The following is a 22,325-nucleotide window of genomic DNA, read 5'->3' on the forward strand; positions in this document are numbered from 1 at the left end:
GTCGCAGGTTCGAATCCTGTCTTCCCGATTGATCGAAAGATCATCTAACACATTTTGGCGGTGTAGCTCAGCTGGCTAGAGCGTCCGGTTCATACCCGGGAGGTCGGGGGTTCGATCCCCTTCGCCGCTATTTTTTTTCAGTTGGACCTTTAGCTCAGCTGGTTAGAGCTCTCGGCTCATAACCGAGCGGTCGTTGGTTCGAGTCCAACAAGGTCCACTTTTTTTTGGAGGATTACCCAAGTCTGGCTGAAGGGAACGGTCTTGAAAACCGTCAGACGTGTAAAAGCGTGCTAGGGTTCGAATCCCTAATCCTCCTTGTGTCATTTTTACTGAAATTTAGTTTAAATGTCTATAATATTGGCTCGGTAGCTCAGTTGGTAGAGCAATGGATTGAAGCTCCATGTGTCGGCGGTTCGATTCCGTCTCGCGCCATGTTTTAAGATATATGATATTTAGCGGGTGTAGTTTAATGGTAGAACCTTAGCCTTCCAAGCTAACTACGCGAGTTCGATTCTCGTCACCCGCTTTACCATTTGATTAAAATGGTTCATAATTCATATCCTATGCATCGTTAGCAGTTGTTTAAACGATAATTAGGGCGCATAGCTCAGCTGGTTAGAGCGCACGCCTGATAAGCGTGAGGTCGGTGGTTCGAGTCCACTTGTGCCCATTTGTTAAGTCAATTAATGCTATTCAGACTTTCAAAAATGTATGTTAAATGTTATACTTAAGAAGTTGGGGAAGTACTCAAGAGGCTCAAGAGGACGGTTTGCTAAATCGTTAGACTGGGAAACCGGTGCGCAGGTTCGAATCCTGTCTTCTCCGTCTAATACGTCTATTGTAGAATAGGCGTTTTTTTGCCTATGTATGTAATGGATAACTTGTTTTTGATGAATAGGTGCTGTTGTTTCTTTATAGTGGATGGATTGGAGATTTCATGGCTAGACTTGATAGAGATAAGATAGAAGAAATCAAGACAAGTATTAATATTGTAGACGTGATTTCCCAGTACGTGCAATTATCAAAGACTGGTAGTAACTATTTAGGTCTATGCCCATTTCATAATGAAAAGACCCCGAGTTTTAATGTCAATGGTGTGAAGCAATTTTATCATTGTTTTGGGTGTGGTAAGTCTGGAGACGTCTATAAGTTTATAGAAGATTATAAACAAGTCTCTTTCATGGATGCTGTCGTAGAAGTTGCTGAGATTGGTGGTCTGACTTTAGAGTTAGATAGACGGGAAGCTAAAGCTAATCCTCATCAGCCAATTTATGACTTACATAATCAGGCTGCACGGATTTACCATACTGTTCTAACATCGACCGAGGCTGGTGAGCAGGCTCGTGACTACCTTTATAGTCGAGGGATTACTGATGCCATCATAGAACGGTTTAGTATTGGCCTTAGTTTAAACGATCAAGATTTTTTATATCAAAGCGTCAGTCAAAAATTTGAAGAAGCAGTTTTAACAAATTCTGGTCTGATTACGTTTGCTGAAAATAGAATATTTGATAGTTTTCGTGGGCGGATCATGTTCCCACTAAAAAACGAGGACGGGCAAGTGATTGCCTTTTCTGGGAGAGTATGGCAAGCTGATGATGTGGCAAATAAGACATTAGCCAAGTACAAAAATTCGACGACAACCCCGATTTTTAATAAGTCTGAAGCCCTATACAATATAGACCAAGCAAAAAAAAGTATTAAAAAAAATCAAGAAGTTTATTTGATGGAAGGTTTTTTAGATGTCATAGCTGCCTATGAAAATGGCATGACAAATGCTGTAGCTAGTATGGGTACTGCACTAACTGAGGGCCATATAAGACAACTTAGACGGCTTACTAAAAAGTTTATTCTGGTTTATGATGGAGATAAGGCTGGTCAAGCTGCAATTTATAAGGCACTGGATATGCTTGCTGCTGATGAGGTTGAAATTGTCCGTATTCCAGATGGGTTAGATCCGGATGAGTATAATAAGACCTATCCAAATTCGCTTGGCGATTTGATGACAAACAGCAGAATCGTACCAGTTGAGTTTCTGATGGATTATTTGAGACCTGACAATCTTAGTAACCTCCAGTCTCAGTTAGCTTTTATCGAACTGTTGGCGCCTAAAATTTCTGCTATTGCATCGCTTACAGCCCAGGATGCCTATATAAAGCGATTAGTTGAGATTTTACCAGATTTCGAGTATAATCAAGTAGAATCCGCTGTGAATAAGCGGCGTGAACATGTATCCGTCATCTCACAAATTGATCAGGATGATTTCTTTTTTGATGATGGCATGGCGCCACCTCCTCCACCAGATTTTGAGGATTATGCTTTTGATACTCAAGCCTATGCGACGAATAGTCCTAAAACGTTCGAAAAAAAGTATACACAAATTGAACGTTCAGAGTTACATTTATTACATCGCATGATATATCATCGGCATGTGTTAGCTCGTGTGTCTTCGGTATTAGACTTTCAGTTCATACATCAGCGTTATCAGCAGTTATTTGAGCAGATGAAAGAGATGGCTGATGTTACTGAAGTGAGCTTATTAAACCAGATGACAGGAGATGATCTTGAGACAGTTTATGAGGTCTTATCGTCTGTTAATGTACCAGATGATGTCTCGGAACAAGAGATAGATGATCTATTGAAAAACTTTGTTCAGGCAGCAAAATCTACACAGTTGCAGTCCTTACAAGAGCAGTTGAAACAAGCAAAACAAACTGGTAATAAAGCCTTAGAATTACAATTAACCTTGCAAATTATTGCGCAAACACAACAAGATGGGGTATAAAAGTGGCAGAGATAACTAAAAATAACAAAAAAATTGGTTCAGCATTTAATGTTGCGACAGCTGAATTTATTCGGGACCATAAAAGTTTAGGTCAAGCAGTTGATGATGATATCACGACTGAACTTGTCACTGAATTTGAATTAGATACCGATGGTATTGAAGCACTGCTTACAAAAATTCAAGATGCAGGCATCTCTATCATTGATAAAAACGGTGAACCGTCTGTAATGGCGCTTGAGTCGTCAAAAGTTGAAGTAAAAGAAGCTAAAGAAGAAATCGAAGAGATCGTAACAAATGTTCGGATAGATGATCCAGTTCGGATGTATTTAAAAGAAATCGGTCGTTTCCCCTTGCTTACTTTTGATGAAGAGACAAAATTAGCTGAGGCCATTGTCGAAGGTGGTGAAGGTGGAGAAATGGCTAAGCAGATGCTTGCTGAAGCCAATCTTCGTCTTGTTGTCTCTATTGCCAAACGTTATTCAGGCCGTGGCATGCAGTTTCTTGATTTGATTCAAGAAGGCAACATGGGCTTGATGAAAGCTGTTGACAAATTTGACCATACAAAAGGGTTCAAATTTTCAACTTATGCCACGTGGTGGATTCGTCAAGCAATCACACGTGCCATAGCTGACCAAGCACGGACGATTCGTATTCCTGTCCACATGGTTGAAACAATCAATAAATTGATTCGGATTCAACGCCAACTCTTACAAGATTTGGGACGTGACCCATCACCAGAAGAAATTGGTGCTGAAATGGATATTAAGGCCGAACGTGTTAGAGAAATTTTGAAAATCGCACAAGAACCTGTATCACTGGAAACGCCGATTGGTGAGGAAGATGATTCGCATCTTGGTGATTTCATCGAGGATGATGCGATTGAGAGTCCAGTTGACTACACCAACCGTGTGATGCTCCGTGAACAGCTAGATGAAGTCATGGACACCCTAACTGACCGTGAAGAAAACGTTCTTCGGATGCGCTTTGGTCTAGATGATGGTAGAATGCACACACTTGAAGATGTTGGTAAACAATTTAAAGTGACTCGCGAACGTATCCGTCAAATTGAAGCAAAGGCCTTAAAGAAATTACGTCATCCAAGACGTAGTAAACAATTAAGAGACTTCATGTAATTGTATGACAGAATAATGAAAAAGATGTCCTTGGATGTCTTTTTTCATATTTATAATGAGCAATATGCTTGAAAATATATTACAATAAACATATAATGAGTTAAAGGTCAATATTGGTCAAACGATATTTAACCTTTTATAAACTAAAAAAATAGAGGCTATCTAGCGTCAAGTGAGATCTCAAACTGCTTGCTATAGATAGCCTAAGAATTGTAAAGGAGTTACATGATGCTCTGTCAAAACTGTCAACTAAATGAAGCAACCATTCACCTTTATACAAATATGAATGGCACTAAAAAGCAAAATGATCTTTGCCAAAACTGTTATCAAATTATGAAAGCTGGAGGTCGCGAAAATCTGCTAGGTGGGTCAGCTGCTAACCCAGCAAAAAATCAATCAGATAATAACTTTAATCCATTTGACGACCTATTTGGTACGCTAGGCAATAATGCAAGTCGTGCCAATAATCGCTCTGACCAATCAACACCGCCGACCCAATCTGGCAGAGGTGGCAATGGTAATGGTGGTAGAGGCAATAGCAAGGCCAAAGGTATGTTAGAAGATTTTGGCTTTAATGTGACGGAAAGCGCCCGTAAAGGGGAGATAGATCCTGTTATCGGCCGAGATCAAGAGATCACGCGTGTCATAGAAATTTTGAATCGTCGGACTAAAAATAACCCTGTCTTAATCGGAGAACCCGGTGTCGGTAAAACGGCAGTTGTAGAAGGACTAGCACAAAAAATAGTCGACGGTGACGTCCCACAAAAACTGCAAAATAAAGAAGTGATTCGACTTGACGTGGTCAGTCTGGTACAAGGAACAGGTATCCGTGGTCAATTTGAAGAACGGATGCAAAAATTAATGAAAGAAATTTCTAGTCGTAAAGACGTGATTCTGTTCATTGATGAAATCCATGAGATTGTTGGTGCCGGTGCAGCCGGTGATGGCAATATGGATGCTGGTAATATCTTAAAACCAGCGCTTGCCCGTGGCGAGTTACAACTTGTCGGGGCGACGACACTTAATGAGTACCGGATCATTGAAAAAGATGCGGCCTTAGAACGTCGGATGCAGCCAGTTAAAGTAGATGAGCCATCTGTTGAAGAAACGATTACGATTTTACGTGGCATTCAAAGTCGCTATGAAGACTATCATCATGTGAGCTACACTGATGAGGCGATCGAACAGGCAGCGATTTTATCGAATCGTTATATTCAAGATCGTTTCTTACCGGATAAGGCAATTGATCTATTAGATGAGTCTGGTTCTAAGAAAAATCTGACCTTAAAATTTATCGATCCTGAAGAAATTGCTAAGCGCATTCAATCGTCTGAAGATGCTAAAAATGATGCCCTTCGGTCTGAGGATTTTGAAAAGGCAGCACATTTTCGTGATCAGATTGCTAAATTACGTGAATTATCGAAGCAAAAGCTTGCGGATGAAGATACACCCATCATCACAGAAAAAGATATCGAATCTATTATCGAAGAAAAAACACATATTCCTGTTGGTGATTTAAAAGAAAAAGAACAAACACAGTTAATCAATTTGTCGGATGACTTAAAGGGACATGTGATTGGACAAGATGAAGCAATCGATAAGATTGCTAAGGCAGTACGTCGTAATCGTGTTGGCTTAGGTAAGGCAAATCGACCAATTGGTAGCTTTATGTTTGTTGGCCCAACTGGTGTTGGTAAGACGGAGTTAGCTAAGCAATTAGCTTTGGAACTCTTTGGTAGTCAGAACAGCATGATTCGCTTTGACATGAGTGAATACATGGAAAAACATAGTGTGGCTAAATTGATTGGTGCACCTCCAGGTTATGTTGGCTATGAAGAAGCTGGTCAATTAACTGAGAAAGTTCGCCGCAATCCCTATTCACTGATTTTACTTGATGAGATTGAAAAAGCACATCCAGATGTTATGCACATGTTCTTGCAAATTCTAGATGATGGTCGCTTGACAGATGCACAAGGTAGAACGATTAGCTTTAAGGATACGATTATCATCATGACGTCAAATGCTGGTACCGGTAAGGTAGAGGCGAATGTCGGTTTTGGTGCGGCTCGTGAAGGCTTGACCAATTCTGTCTTGGGTCAACTAGGTGATTTCTTTAGTCCTGAATTTATGAATCGCTTTGATGCGATCATCGAGTTTAAGACACTTAGCAAGGAAAATCTACTTAAGATAGTCGATTTGATGTTAGCAGATGTGAATGCGCAAATCAAACGCAATGAGATTCATTTGGAAGTGACACAAGAGGTCAAAGAAAAATTAGTTGAATTGGGTTATGATCCAAAAATGGGTGCTAGACCTTTACGTCGAACAATTCAGGATCATATCGAAGATAAGATTGCTGATTTCTACATCGAACATCCAGACTACAAGAACCTGTTAGCAGATCTGATTGACGATGAGATTGTCATCTCATCAAGAGTAGGTGTTGATCAGGATGACTCGACAGCTATTACATCAACTGTCTCTGACGATAATGAAGCTGAGTAATAAAAAAATGCTTGACCGTAATGGTCAAGCATTTTTTCATATTATTCAATGATTAGCATACCTTCTTTAATAGCGAAAGGATTTGCTTCATTAATTCGATCATAAAACATGATGCCGTTAGTATGGTCGATTTCATGTTGCACGACCATAGCATCATAGCCTCTGAGTTTGAGACGTTGGGTGTCTCCGTTTTTATCGAAATACTCAACAGTGACACGTGCATGTCGCACGACATAACCAGGCACGTCACGATCGACCGATAAGCAGCCTTCCCCATCAGCAAGGGCAGCATCTTGAACAGAGTGTGCCACGATTTTGGCATTGTACATGATGGTCGCAAGGCGATAGGCATCGCTTGTCAATTCAGCTGCTTCTTCTGTTTCAAATTCTTTTGGGACTAGGCAAGCGATGATTTTTTTAGAAACATCAAGCTGGGGTGCAGCAAGGCCAACACCACCACGAAGGCCCATTTTTTCAGCCATGACTGGATCTTGTGAATGACGTAAAAAGGCTAACATCTTTTCTCCGAGAATAATATCTTCATCAGAAAGTGGTAACGTGACGTCTAGCCCTTCTTGGCGTAGTGTTGGGTTGCCTTCACGAATGATATCATTCATATCGATTAAATGGCTTGCTTTAATTAAATTATCTTGTACTGACATGGTACCCTCTTTTTTATAAATTTGGCTTACTAAGCGATTAATATGAACACCTATCTAAAGTTAGATAGGCTGATTAATCAGTTAACAATCTGTGTATTTTACTATATTTAGTGTATATTTGGTGTGTATAGAGCCGAGTATATTATACCACAAATTCGCCTATAAAAATGGTAAAATTGTCCTATGATAGAAAAAGACACGTCACGAAAATTTGAATTAATCTCAAAATATGCCCCTTCTGGAGATCAGCCTACAGCGATAGCAGCCTTATGTGAAGGCATCGAAAATGGTGAAAAGGCACAGATTCTTTTGGGTGCAACAGGAACTGGTAAGACTTATACCATGAGTCAAGTGATTGCCAGGGAAAATCGACCAACACTAGTCATCGCGCATAATAAAACACTTGCAGGCCAACTTTATGGTGAGTTTAAAGAATTCTTCCCTAATAATGCGGTTGAGTACTTTGTCTCTTACTATGATTATTATCAGCCAGAGGCTTATGTGCCATCAAGTGATACCTACATCGAAAAAGATTCGTCTGTCAATGAAGAAATTGATAAACTCCGCCACAGTGCGACGAGTTCGCTTTTAGAGCGCAATGATGTGATCGTAGTTGCATCAGTCAGCTGTATTTATGGCTTGGGTAATCCAAAAGAATATGCTGATAATGTGGTGAGTTTACGTCCTGGATTAGAGATTTCTAGGGATCATTTGTTAAACAGTTTAGTTGATATTCAGTTTGAACGCAATGATATAGACTTCCAGCGTGGCAAATTCCGTGTACGAGGGGATGTGGTCGAAATATTTCCAGCTTCTCGTGATGAAAATGCGTTTCGGGTTGAATTTTTTGGCGATGAAATTGAACGTATCCGTGAGATTGAAGCCTTAACTGGGCATGTACTCGGTGAAGTCGAACATCTAGCCATATTCCCTGCGACTCACTTTGTGACAAATGATGAGCATATGGAAGACTCGATTGCTAAAATAGCAGCAGAACTTGAAGGGCAACTCAAGACCTTTAATGAAGAGGGCAAATTATTAGAAGCACAGCGCTTGGAGCAGCGGACAAATTATGATATTGAGATGCTTCGTGAGATGGGCTACACAAATGGCGTCGAAAACTATTCTCGTCATATGGATGGCCGATCTGAAGGGGAACCGCCTTATACACTCCTTGATTTCTTCCCTGATGATTTTATGATCATGATCGACGAGAGTCACATGACCATGGGTCAGATAAAGGGGATGTATAATGGTGACCGTGCGCGTAAGGAGATGCTGGTTAACTATGGCTTCCGCTTGCCTAGTGCTCTAGATAATAGACCTTTGAAACGAGAAGAGTTTGAGAGTCACATCCATCAAATCGTTTATGTATCAGCAACACCAGGAGACTATGAGTTAGAACAGACAGATACCATCGTTGAACAAATCATACGACCAACTGGCTTATTAGATCCTATCGTTGAAGTCCGACCTAGCATGGGACAGATAGATGATTTATTAGGAGAAATAAATGCGCGTGCTGAGCGTAACGAACGCACCTTTGTAACCACCATGACCAAGAAGATGGCAGAAGACTTAACGACTTACTTCAAGGAAATGGGTGTTAAGGTTAAATATATGCACTCGGATATTAAGACCTTAGAGAGAACGGAAATTCTACGTGATTTAAGACTTGGTGTGTTCGATGTCTTGATCGGGATTAATCTCTTACGTGAAGGAATCGATGTCCCCGAGGTATCGCTAGTTGCGATTCTTGATGCTGACAAGGAAGGCTTCCTTCGCAATGCTAGAGGACTTGTCCAAACCATCGGTCGTGCTGCACGTAACTCGGAAGGGCGCGTGATCATGTATGCGGATAAGATGACAGCTTCCATGCAAATTGCCATTGAGGAAACAGCAAGACGTCGTGAGACACAGATGGCCTATAATACGGAACATGGGATCACACCGACTACGATTATCAAAGAAATACGAGATAAGATCGGCCTAACTAAAGTAGCTGATGATGGTCAAGAAGTAGCCGTCGATTATACAACGATGAATCGTAAAGAACGTAAGTCTGCCATTAAAACATTAACTGAGCAGATGAATGAAGCAGCAGGCAACTTAGACTATGAGTTGGCAGCACAAATTCGAGATACGATTTTGGAGATTAAAGCGATTGATTAGGAACCGATAATATACACTAATCTGTATGTTTCATAAAGTGCTGATGCCTAAGTGCTAATCCTGAAATTGCTATAAATCCTTATTTTAAAAGGAAATGTCTTTATTAGTATGAGTGGAAATTAGTCATAGACTTGACTTTAATCAATAAAGATGTATAATTATTAGTGTTTGAAAAATAAATATACAAGTTTGGAAGTAGAAAAAATGACATTAAAAAAACTAGGCCTAACGCTTATGGCCTTAACATTGCTTGTGACACTTGCTGCATGTGGCACATCATCAAAAAATGGCTTATCTAAAATAAAAGATAAAGGGACTTTGACAGTTGCTGTCAGTCCTGACTATGCACCATTTGAGTTTCAGATGCTAAAAGATGGCAAAAATGTTGTTGTTGGATCTGATATTGATTTAGCAAATGAAATCGGTAAAGCCTTGGGTGTAAAAGTTAAAATCCAGGCCATGGACTTTAACAATGTACTCGCCAGTGTGACCAGTGGTAAAGCTGATATCGCCATCTCTGGTATATCTGCTGATGCAGAACGTAAGAAAGCCTATGACTTTTCAGATAGCTATTATTCAGCACAAAATGTGATCGTTGTGAAGAAATCAAATCAGGATAAACTGAAAACACTTGCTGAGTTTAAAGGTCAAAAAGTGGCAGCTCAAAAAGGATCTGTTCAAGAGAAAGTAGCGACTGAACAGATTAAGGATGCCTCATTAGTTGCCTTGATTAAAACAGGACAAGCAATCAATGAACTTAAAAATGGCACAGTCGAAGGGGTTGTATTAGAAGGCCCTATCGCTCAGTCTTATGTGTCAGCCAACTCAGATTTAATGATTTCAGATATCAAATTAGATTCTTCAGATACAGATAGTTACTGTGTCGCGATGCCTAAGAAGTCTGATGCACTTAAAAAAGAAATTGATCAAGTAATCAAAAAATTAAAAGCAACTGATGCAGTTAACAAATCAGTTAAGAAAAACTTTGAATTAGCACAAACCGCTAAATAATGCGTTAACCTTAAAATAATCATTACTACCCTGTGCTTGCACAGAGCAGGTATGATTATTTTTTTACTTTAAAATGAGCCAAATATGGCAGAAAATAATTAATTTTTGGTCTAAATCCGAACATATAAAGGATAATCGTTAGATTACGAGCAAATAATCTTGACTTTACAAATCATAAATGTATAATTATACTATAAACTAATAAATATACAGAAAAGAGATATAGGATGAAGATAAAGAAATTAGGATTAGTGCTTGTATCACTTGGTGCAATTGTGGCCTTGGCTGCTTGTGGTGCGGATAAGAAGTCTGGTGCAGACAAATATCTCAGTAAAATCAAGGATAAAGGGACATTGACTGTTGCCTTAAATCCTGATTTTGCACCATTTGAGTTTCAAATCATCAAGGATGGTAAAAACGAGATTGTCGGGTCTGACGTTGATCTGGCAAATGAAATCGGTAAATCATTGGGTGTTAAAGTTAAGTTTCAAGCCATGGATTTTAACAACGTTTTAGCTTCAGTACAATCAGGAAAAGCTGACATTGCTGTTTCTGGTATTTCTGCAACAGCTGAGCGTAAAAAAGCCTACGACTTCTCAACACCTTACTATACTGCTAATAATGTGATGATTGTCAAAAAATCTGATCTTGCTACCTATAAAAAGTTATCAGATTTTTCGGGTGTTAAAGTTGCAGTCCAAAAAGGCTCAGTTCAAGAAAACATTGTTAGCGACCAAATTAAGGGTGTTAATGCTGTTAGCTTGATTAAAAATGGTCAAATGATTAATGAGCTTAAAAACGATACGGTGTCAGGTGTTGTCCTTGAAGAACCGATTGCTAAAGCCTATGTGTCAGCAAATCCTGATTTAGCGATTGTGTCGAGTATCCAATTTGACTCATCAAAATCAGATAGTTATGCCATTGCTTTACCAAAAGACTCTGGCAATCTCAAAACAGAAGTTGATAAAGTGATAAAAAAACTCAAGGCAGATGGTCAAATAGACAAATTGGTTGAAAAGAATTTCGAGTTATCACAGAAATCAGCTAAATAAATTAGCCATATGCCATAAAAAATGATTAAAAATAGTGACTTTATGGCTTAAAATCCTGATAATGTGCTATAATAGTATCAATATTTAGTAAATTCTAAATCTTACGTCAACTCTTAATATCAAGAGTGTTGTTAATCGAAAAATGGAGGGTTCATCAGAATGACAGTTTATAATTTCTCAGCAGGTCCTGCTGTATTACCGAAACCAGTACTTGAAGTGGCGCAAAAAGAAATGCTTGATTATCGCAATAGTGGTATGAGTGTGATGGAACTGTCCCATCGCTCAGCTGAATTCGATGAAATTATCAAATCCGCTGAATTGCGTTTGCGCGAGTTGATGGCGATTCCTGATAACTATAAAGTGATTTTCTTGCAAGGTGGTGCGTCATTACAATTCTCGATGATTCCCTTAAACCTGGCACAAAAAAATAAAAAAGCGTATTATCTGGTTGGTGGCTCATGGGGCAAGAAAGCCTATACAGAAGCTGTTAAATTAGCAAAAACGATTGATTTCCAACCTGAACTTTTGGCTTCTTCGGAAGAGACTGTCTTTAACCACATCCCAACCTTTGATGCCAAAACGATTGATAAAGATGCTGCCTACGTGCATTTGACGACTAATAATACGATTGAAGGCACAACAATCTACGATTTACCGGATACAAATGGTGTGCCGATCGTCGCTGATATGAGCTCAAATATCCTGGCTGTTCGCTATAACGTTGCTGATTTTGGCTTGATTTATGCCGGTGCCCAAAAAAATATTGGCCCTGCTGGTGTGACGATTGTTATTGTCCGTGAGGATTTATTGAATGATGAGCCTGTCTTATCATCTATGCTAGATTACCGCATCCAAGCTGACAATGACTCTCTATATAATACACCACCAACATACGGCATCTACATGGCGCGTCTGGTATTTGATTATGTTGCTAGTCTCGGTGGCGTTGATGCCATGGAAACAAAAAATATCGAAAAAGCAAACTTGCTCTATGACTATATAGATCAGTCTGAATTTTACTCAAATCCTGTATCAGTTAAGGCTGATCGTAGCATCTGTAATATTCCATTTGTGACACCAACAGATGAGTTGGATAAGTTATTTAATAAAGAAGCACTTGAACAGGACTTTAAGAATATCAAAGGTCACCGTTCAGTTGGTGGGATGCGTGCCTCTATCTATAATGCTTTTCCATTAGCAGGTGTTGAAGCATTGGTTGCATTTATGAAAGCATTTGAAGAGAAGAATAAAGGATAATCAGACAAACATGGTATATACAGTAAAAACATATAATAATATCAATAAAATTGGCTTACGTGAGCTGGGCAATGGTTTCCAAATTGATGGTGATCACAAAGAAAATCCAGATGCTTATATCATTCGATCTGAAAATCTTCATGGTGCGACCTTACCTGAAAATTTGGTCGCGATTGCGCGTGCTGGTGCTGGGACAAATAATATCCCGATTGACGTAGCAACTGATCAAGGGATTGTTGTCTTTAATACGCCTGGTGCAAATGCAAATGCTGTGAAAGAAGCAGTTCTTGCGTCAACACTTTTGAGTGCGCGTGATTACATCGGGGCAACTAGCTGGGTGAATACACTGACAGGTGAGGATGTCCCTGAGCAGGTTGAAGCTGGTAAAAAACAATTTGCTGGGTCTGAAATTGCTGGTAAAACACTTGGTGTCATCGGCTTAGGTGCGATCGGTGCTAGAATCGCAAATGACGCTGTCCGTTTGGGCATGAATGTTATTGGTTATGATCCTTATGTTAGTGTCGAAACTGCCTGGGGATTAAATAGAGCAATCATACGTGCAACTGAGATCCATGACGTCTTTAAAAACTCTGATTACATCACGATTCATGTGCCATTGACTGAGGAGACGAGAAATACATTTGACCGTGAAGCCTTTGATCTCATGGGTAAAGACGTGACAGTTATCAACTTTGCGCGTGGTGAGCTAGTTGATAACACAGCACTATTTGATGCGATTGAAACGGGTGTAGTCAAACGCTACATTACTGACTTTGGTACAGAAGACTTGCTTAACAAAGAAAAGATTACTGTTTTACCACACGTTGGCGGCTCAACAGAAGAAGCAGAGTTGAACTGTGCGATTATGGCAGGTCAAACAATCCGTCGCTTTATGGAGACAGGTGAGATCATTAACTCTGTCAATTTCCCAAATGTCAAGCAGACTTTGACGACGCCTTTCCGTATTACCTTGATTAATAATAATGTCCCAAATATTGTGGCACGCATCTCAACACGCGTTTCTGATGCAGGTATCAATATCTCAAATATTATTAACCGCTCAAAAAATGATCATGCCTATACCTTGCTTGATTTAGATGAATCAGATGAGCAAAAAGTCCAAGCACTTGCGGATGAATTTAACAAATCTGAGCATATCGTAAAAGTGAGAATCATCAAAAAATAAGGCCATGCCTTAGATAACTGAATTAAAAGGTACTTTATGGTTTGGAGAAAAACTAGAAAGCACCTTTTAAGGTGTCTATCGACAAGTTGAGTATTTTGATGAAAAAGTAAAAATGATGCTTGGTTAAGGTTGAGTTAAGTAATGATTTGTATACTATAGTTACCCCTAAAACATTTTTTCATAACAACTTCCTATAAAAGCATCGCTACCTTAGCGGTGTTTTTTGTATGTAAAATGGAAGGATTTGCGATGTAAATAGGTTGCATACGCATCAGATCGTTGACTTAAAATCACAGATTGGGACAAAATCAGACCACCTTCAATTGACAGTCTCTGTTTTTTGGGATAAAATACAAATATCAATTCATAAATTTTTTATTTTGTTATGCTTTCAGAAAACTGCTGATATCAGTTGGTGCTTGATGTACTTACTGATGCAGTAAACAAGTCTGGGCATATCATGAAAGTGAGGACTATCAAAACCGATGATGACATTTTACTGGTACCCGAAATGCTCAACTTGCCAGAAGGCAGCTAAAGAGCTTGAAGCATTAGGACAAACTGTTGAGAAAATAGATTTAAAAACAACCCCACCAAAGGCTGAGCTGATTTTATCTTGGTTGAAAACATCTGGCCTAGATAAAAAGAAATTTTTTAATACCTCTGGTATCAGCTACCGTCAGCTGGACTTAAAAGATAAGGTGGCTGATTTAACCCTAGAAGATGCTGCTGAATTGCTTGCATCTGATGGCATGTTGATTAAGCGCCCAATCCTGCTGGATGCGTCTGGTCATATCCTTCAAATTGGGTATAGAACGCCATATGAAACGCTGTTAGGCTAATCATCATAAAATAAAAAGAGCGATAAACCACATCATAGTGGTTAATCGCTCTTTTTTGCTAGTGATCAGTTTATAAATCAATTTCGAGTAGGATTGGTGTATGGTCTTGTCTTGCACCAGAGTCAATCATTTCAGATTTAGTAATCGCATTTGCAATTCTCTCTGATGTGATAAAATAGTCAATCCGCCAGCCAGAGTTATTGATTTTACTTGTTTTAGAGCGTTGTGCCCACCAAGAATAGACATTTGACACTTGACCATGGACATGTCTAAAGGTATCAGTGAAGCCAGCTGCTAGCAAGTTTGTAAAGCCATTGCGTTCTTCATCAGTAAAGCCAGGTGAATTCCGATTATTTGTCGGATGTGCTAAGTCGATTTCAAAATGGGCGACATTGTAATCTCCTGTTGCGATGACAGGTTTTTGTGCGTCAAGTGATAGCAGATACTCACGATACTTGTCGTCCCAGATTTGACGCTCAACTAAGCGTTTAAGGCCATCACCCGCATTTGGTGTGTAAACTTGTGTTAAGAAGAAGGTATCAAACTCAAGTGTGATAATCCGGCCTTCACTGTCCATCGTAGATGGCGCACTGATTTCTGGTGTCGTGACAGTTACAGCGAGTTCTTTTTTATAAAGGAACATGGTACCTGCATAGCCTTTGCGAGCTGGCTCTACAGATGAACGCCAAGCAAGGTTGTAGGCTGGGAAACGCATTTCAAGGAGCTCTAGGTGTTTTTTTGTTGGCCCTTTAGCTGATAGTTTTGTCTCCTGTAAGGCGATGACATCGGCGTCAAAGCTAGCAAGTGTCTCTAAGACAGACTGTGATAGCTGCGCACGAGCTGAATCACTAGTTAAGGCGGCATTTAGGGAATCGATATTCCACGAGATAAATTTCATATTCATATCTTTCATTATAACAAAAAAATAGTGGTTCCAATGATGGGAGGTTTCTGAACTATCGGGGAGTTAAATCCGAGAAGCCAGTGGTATCATCCAATTCACGGATTAGTCTGGACTGCAATAAATAAGCCACCTGGTATTTAACTGTTAAGCCTTTTAAGAATGGTCCTAACTGATCATGGCCACTCGCTAATTGAGCTAAGGTAGCTAGATAAGCCTCTTTTTCTTCCAGAGTAGCAATCTTTTTAAAGTAGCCCCAAATATGTTGATAGGCTGTCGTTAACGTTTTAATCGTTGGGACTTGCTGTTCTGCCTCTGCTAATAATCGGTTAAATTCAGTTGCCTTATCGACTGTCCAGTCATTGTTTTTAGCTAACTGTCTGATTTGGTTATAGTGTTGTTGGGAATGGGCCATGACCCAATATTTGTTTTCTGCCCAGTCTTGTTGCCAGCTTGTCATGATAACTCCTAAGTCGTGTGATATGATGCTTGCTTTAAATTATACCAAATAAGTATGCCAAGCGTTAACCATAAGACTAACACTAAGTTTATCCCGTCGATTTCCCTGCTTGCCAAGCAGTAGCTGATGCAATAAAGCTGATGTCAGTGTCATTATCTAGCCTATAAATATGGTATAATAGAAACTGATTATGGCATCTCATCTGATGTCTTGAAAGAGGAAAAAAATTGACTGAAACTAACCAAAAACAAGCTTTTTATATCACGACACCGATCTATTACCCTTCTGGGAAATTGCATATCGGCAACTCTTATACGACAATTGCCTGTGATGTGCTAGCACGTTATAAGCGTTTGATGGATTTTGATGTCTTCTACCTGACAGGGACAGACGAGCATGGCCTCAAAATCGAACAAAAGGCGACTGAACTTGGGATTTCACCACAAACCTATGTTGATGGTATGGCTGCTGACATGAAAAAATTGTGGGCAACGCTTGATATTTCCTATGATAAATTCATCCGAACAACAGATGATTATCATGAAAAAGCGATTGCGGATATGTTTGAACGCTTAATCGAACAAGATGATATTTATCTGGGTGAATACGATGGTTGGTATTCCGTTTCTGATGAAGAATATTTCACAGAGTCTCAACTTGCTGAAGTTTATCGTGATGAAAATGGCGTGATGATTGGTGGTAAAGCACCAAGTGGTCATGAAGTAGAGCGTGTTAAGGAAGAATCTTATTTCTTCCGTATGGGTAAATATGCAGACCGTTTGCTAGCTTACTATGAATCGCATCCTGATTTCATCCAACCTGAGTCTCGTAAGAACGAGATGATCAATAACTTCATCAAACCAGGATTGGAAGACCTGTCTTTATCTAGAACGACCTTCACTTGGGGCGTGCCTGTCAGATCAAATCCTAAACATGTTGTTTATGTCTGGTTTGATGCACTTGCAAACTACATCACAGCGTTGGGCTATGGCTCTGATGATACGACTAATTTTGAGAAGTTTTGGCCTGCTAATGTACACATGGTTGGTAAAGAAATCGTGCGATTCCATACGATTTATTGGCCAATCGTGTTGATGGCATTAGACTTACCATTGCCTAAACAGGTCTTTGGTCATGGCTGGTTATTGATGAAAGACGGTAAAATGTCTAAATCTAAAGGGAATGTTGTCTATCCAGAAATGTTAGTTGAACGTTACGGTTTAGATGCCTTGCGTTATTACCTCATGCGTGCGGTGCCATTTGGTAGCGATGGTATCTTTACACCTGAAGACTTTGTCAATCGTGTCAATTATGATTTGGCAAATGATTTAGGAAATCTCCTTAATCGGACGATCGCTATGATTAATAAATACCAAGATGGTGTGATCAGAACACCAGAAACGCAGACTGCATTTGATGAAAGCTTACAGGCGGTTATTGAGACAGCAACTGCTAATTACCATCAGTCGATGGATAAGATGGAATTTAATGTCGCATTAAGCGAAGTCTGGACGATTATTTCTCGTAGCAATAAATATATCGATGAAACAACGCCGTGGATTTTAGCCAAGGATAGCAGTAGAGCTGGTGAATTAGACAGCGTCATGTATCATTTGGCAGAAAGCTTACGCATTACTGCGGTCTTATTGCAGCCATTCATGCGTCAAACGTCTCAAGCTATTTTCACACAACTTGGTATGACGACAACTGACCCACAGTTGGCTGATGCAGCTTTTGGTCACGAGTTTACAGCGCCAGTTGTCAGTAAAGGTGAGCCAATTTTCCCACGTCTAGATGCTGATGAGGAAGTTGCTTATATCAAGGAACAAATGCAAACAACCTCTCCTGTAGCAGCAGTTACGGCATTTGATCCTGAAGCAACGACGCTTATCTCAGATAAAAAAGCGATCAAGTTTGATGACTTTGAAAAACTAGAAATCAAGGTTGCAGAAGTCATCAGTGTTGAAAAAGTTGAGGGATCTGATAAACTATTAAAATTTGAGTTGGATGCTGGGGATGAAGGCCATCGCCAAATCCTATCAGGTATCGCAGCATTTTATCCAAAACCAGAAGAATTAGTTGGCCTCAAGCTACAAATCGTAGCTAATCTGAAACCACGTAAAATGATGGGCTTGTTGTCACAAGGGATGATTTTATCTGCCGAGTCAGACGATAAATTAACCCTTTTAACCGTGTCTAAAGACGTTGCAAATGGTAGCGTCATCGGTTAATTGATGGATGCCTAGCTTGGGCAACCTAGCTTAAAAATCTAGATGTCAAAAATAGATAGAAAAGGACAAGGCGGATAAGCCTTGTTTTTGGTAGATGATGATTAAAGAAATACGAGATAAAACGACCTTACCCTGGGACTTACTACTGAATGCAGATCCAGATCGCACACGAGTAGCAAGTTATATCACAGATGCGCGTATCTTTGTTTATCAGTCAGATCAAGCAGCCATACACGGCATATTAGTACTAGCTGCATTACCTGAAGCAGGTGAGTTTGAAATCATGATTGTTTCTGTTAGTCCCAAACATTTCCGGCAGGGGATTGGTAAATCACTGCTTAACCATGTCATAGCTAATCTGAGAGCTGCTGATAAGACAGCCAATATTTGGATTAAAACAGGAGATTTAACTGAGGATGCGATAGCCCTGTATCAGTCAGTAGGTTTTGAAATTGTTGCGACTGTTAAAGATTACTTTATTGATAACTATGCAGAGCCGATATACGAGCATGGCGAGCGGTTGAGACATCAGGTTGTGATGAAACTGTTGTAGTGACTTAAGCCAATACAGTTAAGCATTAGCCGATTTTGATGACTGAGGCCGACCACAGAAATATTTTAAGATGTGCTTGCTTGATTGAGGTGAAAGCCACTTTTTTATATGAAATCTATCATTTGTTTTTAACTCGAACAAATATTTACAAATAAATATTGAAAGCGTTTTACAAAAATGATATGATAGTCATATAATAATTTGGATTGTTACCAATTTGGGCAAAACCAAAGAAACCTTTTGTAAGTTAAAAGGGTTCTTTGGTTTTTTATGTTTTTTTAGAAAGCAGAAGTGATAATGAAAAAAGGATATGGCATAGCGCTATCTATTTTGTTAGGGATTGTACTAGTGGGATGTTCGTCTACGACTCATCAATCAAAAAAAATGATTGAAAATAATGGACAACACTCAACTGAAAAAAAAGTAAGTAGCTTACGTGATACACAGTTTGGTAAAGTTCAAGGTGTTTCTGATAAAGATACCTTAAGCTGGTTAGGTGTGCCTTATGGTGAGGAGACATCAGGTGTAAACAGGTGGCAAGCACCCAAAAGTCCTAAGAAGTGGGACCAAGTGCTTGAAACAAAAAAGGCAGGCTCACTTGCTTTACAAGCTTCAGCAAATGGGACGATTGGTAGCGAAAATGCACTTAATTTAGATATTTACCGACCCAAGAATGATAAGAAAAAATTGCCAGTGATTGTTTATATTCATGGTGGTAACAATCAAACAGGCAATGCACAAGAAATCTCAGGTAAATCTTTTGTTAGCACGCATGATGCGATTGTTGTTTCTGTTAACTATCGATTAGGTGTTTTAGGTTTTAATCCATTAGCAGCCCTTAAAACAGGTTCTGATGAAGAAAAATCAGGTAACTTTGGCCTGCTAGATATTGCCTTTTCATTAGATTGGATCAAAAATAATATTGAGCATTTTGGCGGTCAGAAGGATAATATCACAGTTGCAGGATTTTCAGCAGGTGGTCGAGATGTGATGGCAATGCTAGTGTCACCATTATTTAAAGACAAATTTCAACGTGCCATTTCATTTAGTGGCGGTATGACAATCGCTGATGAAGGAAAAAGTCAACAGGTATTTGCTAAGGCTCTAGCACCACTAGTCATTGAGGATAAAGTAAAAGATAGTCAAGCAAGTGCGATAGACTGGTTACTTTCAGATGACGCAGCGGTTAAACCCTATTTACTAACACTTGATAGTAAGAGATTAGCACCTTTAATGGGTAATGCTGGCATTCGTATGGAAGTATTTCCCCATCTATACAATGATGGCGTTGTCATTCCTAAAAAAGGCTTTGATGCGACATCGTTTAATGATGTCCCCTTGTTAATGTTGACTGGAGAACAAGAATTTTCTTTATTTGGTATGTTTGACCCCTACTTTTCAGCAACTGTCGCAAATAATACGATAAATACAGATGAAAAAGTAAGGAACGCGTTCGGGTTTGTCAACAAGTATGGTGGTCAATTATATAGTTTGTTTAATGTTAACGACTCAGCGAGAAAACTAGCTGGGCACTACCACAGCCCAATCTATAATATGGAAATTCAATTCGGTAGCGATCCTAATATGATAGACAAACCAATGAAAAATCTAGCGTCATTCCATGGTGTTTTTGTCCCTCTTTTGGATAGCCAAAATCAAAACTATGCTAAATTCGTGGGTAAATCGTATGATTCAAAAGGTGCCAAGGCTATGCAAGTTGCATATCAGGATTACCTATATGGGTTCATTCTGAAAGGAAACCCAAATCAGAAAAGCTTACCCAAATGGACAGCTTGGACACAAGATAATCAAAAGAACCTATTTTTAGATGCAGATTTACAGACATATACAGCAAAAATGAAAGAAAAGGGGTATATCTATCAAGATGTACTGGCCAATATGTCACAAGATACGACAATTTCAGCTGACCAGAAAGCTGAACTGATTAAGACTGTGTTAAATGGCAGATGGTTTAGTCATGAATTAGATCTAAAATATGATAATGTATCTGATTTTAACAAGTAAGTAAGTACCGGATTATTATAGTTAACTAGTATGTCTAATAAAACATACTAGTTTTTTTATTACTTAAATTAAAAAGTTAATTTTAATAACAATAGGCTTAAAAAATTGATAATTTTATGATATAATTTAATCAGATAAATTAATTTCAGAAAGGATCGTGAAGTTTAGTAAGCGTGTAGAGAGTTTATTCAGGTATCTTTCACATAATTTATCAATAATCTACATTTAAAGTAATAAACAAATGTGGACATAAATGGTCACAGATAGAAAGCCAGGAGATTTTGACAAAGAAAAATAAGTTCATCATATTGATCATCTTATCAGCGCTACTGATGCTTATTGGTAGCAAGAAATACATCTACAAAAAAGTAGTTAAGTATGAGTTAGTCATGCTTGTGAGAAGTAAAGCAGCTAGACAGGTTTTTGAGGGGACGCTCAAAGACTTAGATCCAAATGCATTGACCCAACAAGGGATTATCAAATCCTATCAGATTGACTTTGACAGCATTGAACATTGCTTAAGAGGTGGTGTTATGGTTGATTTAATTATCAATAAAGATAAAAAGCTTAAGGTTTATGATACACTCACTGAGAATACTAAAACAGGTAATTTAGAAGCTGGTTCGGGAGGCTACTCGTCAAAACTTGCAGAGTTAATCGATGCAAATAAGCAATAAAAGTAGAGATTTAGCATAGAGAATCATAATACAAAAAGACAGAGAAAGTGTCCCAGTTTTATAAGCTGATTGATAGGAACAATCCATATGGTTATACAGCTAAATTTACTCAACATGGTTTAGACTAAATTATTTTGGTATAATAGGGGTAATGGAAAATTTACAAGACAAATTAAAGGCATATCAGATTACGTTCAATAAACCGGAGCTTTTAGCAGAGGCTTTCACTCATAAATCTTATTATTTCGAGCATAAGTCATCAAGTGTCTTTCATAATGAGCGCTTAGAGTTTTTAGGAGATGCGGCCTTAGGCTTTATCATCGTCGAATATCTATATAAGGCTTACCCGCATGAGCGTGAAGGTGTTTTAACCGAGAAAAAAATATCGATCGTTCGAAGAGAATCTTTGGCCGATTTTTCGCGTAAATTAGGATTTGATCAGTATTTAAAACTTGGAAATGGCGAAGAAAAAAGTGGTGGTCGTGAGAACGATGCTAATTTGGAAAATCTGTTTGAGGCCTTTCTTGGGGCAATTTTGATGGATAAGGACTTTAATGCCGTCAAGGACTTTATTTATAAGGTCATGATCCCGGAAATCGAAAATGGATCATATGATAAGGTCACAGACTATAAGTCAGCACTTCAAGAGATTTTTTATACAGCAGGCCATATAGATACAAATAATAAGATTCCACTAGAGTATGTTATTGTTGGTCAGAGTGGGCCAGTTCATGCGCCTGTCTTTGAAGTAACTGTTGAGTTTGAGGGTGAAGTGATTGGCCAAGGAAAAGGCAAGTCTAAAAAAATAGCAGAACAAGATGCAGCCCGTTCTGCCTTTGTCAATCAAAAAAAGCAGCAAGAGGATAACTAGTC

The 22,325-nt window shown here is 39.0% G+C and carries 17 protein-coding genes and 7 tRNA genes; 21 read left to right on the plus strand and 3 right to left on the minus strand.

What is annotated here, in order from left to right; all coding sequences use genetic code 11:
• Positions 1-56: 56 nt before the first annotated feature.
• The 10 genes from RU86_RS10385 to RU86_RS10430 all read left to right on the plus strand — a co-directional run bounded on the left by RU86_RS10385 (position 57) and on the right by RU86_RS10430 (position 6,423).
• Positions 57-130 (plus strand) — tRNA-Met (locus tag RU86_RS10385).
• A 13-nt stretch (positions 131-143) separates the two neighbouring features.
• Positions 144-217, plus strand: a tRNA-Ile gene (locus RU86_RS10390).
• Positions 218-226: 9 nt separating this feature from the next.
• Positions 227-316 (plus strand) — tRNA-Ser (locus RU86_RS10395).
• Positions 317-359: 43 nt separating this feature from the next.
• Positions 360-432 (plus strand) — tRNA-Phe (locus RU86_RS10400).
• Positions 433-455: 23 nt separating this feature from the next.
• A tRNA-Gly gene (locus RU86_RS10405) sits at positions 456-526 on the plus strand.
• A 70-nt stretch (positions 527-596) separates the two neighbouring features.
• Positions 597-670 (plus strand) — tRNA-Ile (locus tag RU86_RS10410).
• 67 nt (positions 671-737) lie between these two features.
• A tRNA-Ser gene (locus tag RU86_RS10415) sits at positions 738-825 on the plus strand.
• A gap of 112 nt (positions 826-937) precedes the next feature.
• Positions 938-2,785: a DNA primase gene (gene dnaG, locus RU86_RS10420; RefSeq protein ID WP_096815245.1), complete on the plus strand. Its 1,848-nt coding sequence runs from the start codon at positions 938-940 to the stop codon at positions 2,783-2,785.
• An 11-nt stretch (positions 2,786-2,796) separates the two neighbouring features.
• The gene (gene rpoD, locus RU86_RS10425) at positions 2,797-3,918 is read left to right on the plus strand and encodes an RNA polymerase sigma factor RpoD (RefSeq protein WP_047916626.1); all 1,122 of its coding nucleotides are present in this window, start codon (positions 2,797-2,799) and stop codon (positions 3,916-3,918) included.
• Between the two features lie 228 nt (positions 3,919-4,146).
• Complete coding sequence (locus tag RU86_RS10430; protein ID WP_096815246.1) at positions 4,147-6,423, plus strand: ATP-dependent Clp protease ATP-binding subunit; 2,277 nt, start codon at positions 4,147-4,149, stop codon at positions 6,421-6,423.
• 41 nt (positions 6,424-6,464) lie between these two features.
• Here the strand turns inward: RU86_RS10430 and def are convergent, their stop codons facing one another.
• Positions 6,465-7,085, minus strand: coding sequence for a peptide deformylase (def, locus tag RU86_RS10435; RefSeq protein ID WP_096815247.1), 621 nt, complete (start codon positions 7,083-7,085; stop codon positions 6,465-6,467).
• Positions 7,086-7,268: 183 nt separating this feature from the next.
• On the opposite strand from def, the gene uvrB reads away from it, so the two are divergent.
• From uvrB to RU86_RS10465, 6 genes are all read left to right on the plus strand, one after another.
• Positions 7,269-9,257 carry an excinuclease ABC subunit UvrB gene (uvrB, locus tag RU86_RS10440; protein WP_096815248.1) on the plus strand — a complete coding sequence of 663 codons (1,989 nt, stop codon included), beginning with the start codon at positions 7,269-7,271 and terminating at the stop codon, positions 9,255-9,257.
• A gap of 204 nt (positions 9,258-9,461) precedes the next feature.
• Positions 9,462-10,268 carry a transporter substrate-binding domain-containing protein gene (locus RU86_RS10445; protein WP_096815249.1) on the plus strand — a complete coding sequence of 269 codons (807 nt, stop codon included), beginning with the start codon at positions 9,462-9,464 and terminating at the stop codon, positions 10,266-10,268.
• A 227-nt stretch (positions 10,269-10,495) separates the two neighbouring features.
• Positions 10,496-11,320: a transporter substrate-binding domain-containing protein gene (locus RU86_RS10450; protein ID WP_096815250.1), complete on the plus strand. Its 825-nt coding sequence runs from the start codon at positions 10,496-10,498 to the stop codon at positions 11,318-11,320.
• 159 nt (positions 11,321-11,479) lie between these two features.
• Positions 11,480-12,577: a 3-phosphoserine/phosphohydroxythreonine transaminase gene (gene serC / locus RU86_RS10455; protein WP_096815251.1), complete on the plus strand. Its 1,098-nt coding sequence runs from the start codon at positions 11,480-11,482 to the stop codon at positions 12,575-12,577.
• Positions 12,578-12,587: 10 nt separating this feature from the next.
• Positions 12,588-13,763 (plus strand): 3-phosphoglycerate dehydrogenase family protein, encoded by a 1,176-nt coding sequence (locus RU86_RS10460; protein WP_096815252.1) that lies wholly within the window; start codon positions 12,588-12,590, stop codon positions 13,761-13,763.
• Positions 13,764-14,248: 485 nt separating this feature from the next.
• Complete coding sequence (locus tag RU86_RS10465) at positions 14,249-14,605, plus strand: arsenate reductase family protein (protein ID WP_096815253.1); 357 nt, start codon at positions 14,249-14,251, stop codon at positions 14,603-14,605.
• A 70-nt stretch (positions 14,606-14,675) separates the two neighbouring features.
• Here RU86_RS10465 and RU86_RS10470 read toward each other — a convergent pair whose 3' ends face one another.
• Together RU86_RS10470 and RU86_RS10475 are read right to left on the minus strand one after the other, a co-directional pair.
• Positions 14,676-15,503, minus strand: a complete 828-nt coding sequence (locus RU86_RS10470) for an exodeoxyribonuclease III (RefSeq protein WP_096815266.1) — start codon at positions 15,501-15,503, stop codon at positions 14,676-14,678.
• Between the two features lie 58 nt (positions 15,504-15,561).
• Entirely contained in the window at positions 15,562-15,966 is a 405-nt protein-coding gene (locus RU86_RS10475; RefSeq protein WP_096815255.1) for a YbgA family protein, read from the minus strand.
• 227 nt (positions 15,967-16,193) lie between these two features.
• On the opposite strand from RU86_RS10475, the gene metG reads away from it, so the two are divergent.
• The 5 genes from metG (at position 16,194) to rnc (ending at position 22,323) form a co-directional block, all read left to right on the plus strand.
• Positions 16,194-18,197, plus strand: coding sequence for a methionine--tRNA ligase (gene metG / locus RU86_RS10480; protein ID WP_096815256.1), 2,004 nt, complete (start codon positions 16,194-16,196; stop codon positions 18,195-18,197).
• Positions 18,198-18,294: 97 nt separating this feature from the next.
• A complete protein-coding gene (locus tag RU86_RS10485) occupies positions 18,295-18,750 on the plus strand; it encodes a GNAT family N-acetyltransferase (RefSeq protein ID WP_179296277.1) in 456 nt (151 codons plus the stop codon).
• Positions 18,751-19,047: 297 nt separating this feature from the next.
• Positions 19,048-20,775, plus strand: a complete 1,728-nt coding sequence (locus RU86_RS10490) for a carboxylesterase family protein (protein WP_096815258.1) — start codon at positions 19,048-19,050, stop codon at positions 20,773-20,775.
• Positions 20,776-21,056: 281 nt separating this feature from the next.
• Entirely contained in the window at positions 21,057-21,452 is a 396-nt protein-coding gene (locus tag RU86_RS10495; protein WP_096815259.1) for a DUF1310 family protein, read from the plus strand.
• Between the two features lie 151 nt (positions 21,453-21,603).
• Positions 21,604-22,323, plus strand: a complete 720-nt coding sequence (gene rnc, locus RU86_RS10500; protein ID WP_096815260.1) for a ribonuclease III — start codon at positions 21,604-21,606, stop codon at positions 22,321-22,323.
• Positions 22,324-22,325 lie beyond the last annotated feature (2 nt).

Source organism: Pseudolactococcus piscium, assembly GCF_002441695.1.
In the GTDB taxonomy this organism is placed as follows: Bacteria; Bacillota; Bacilli; order Lactobacillales; family Streptococcaceae; genus Pseudolactococcus; species Pseudolactococcus piscium.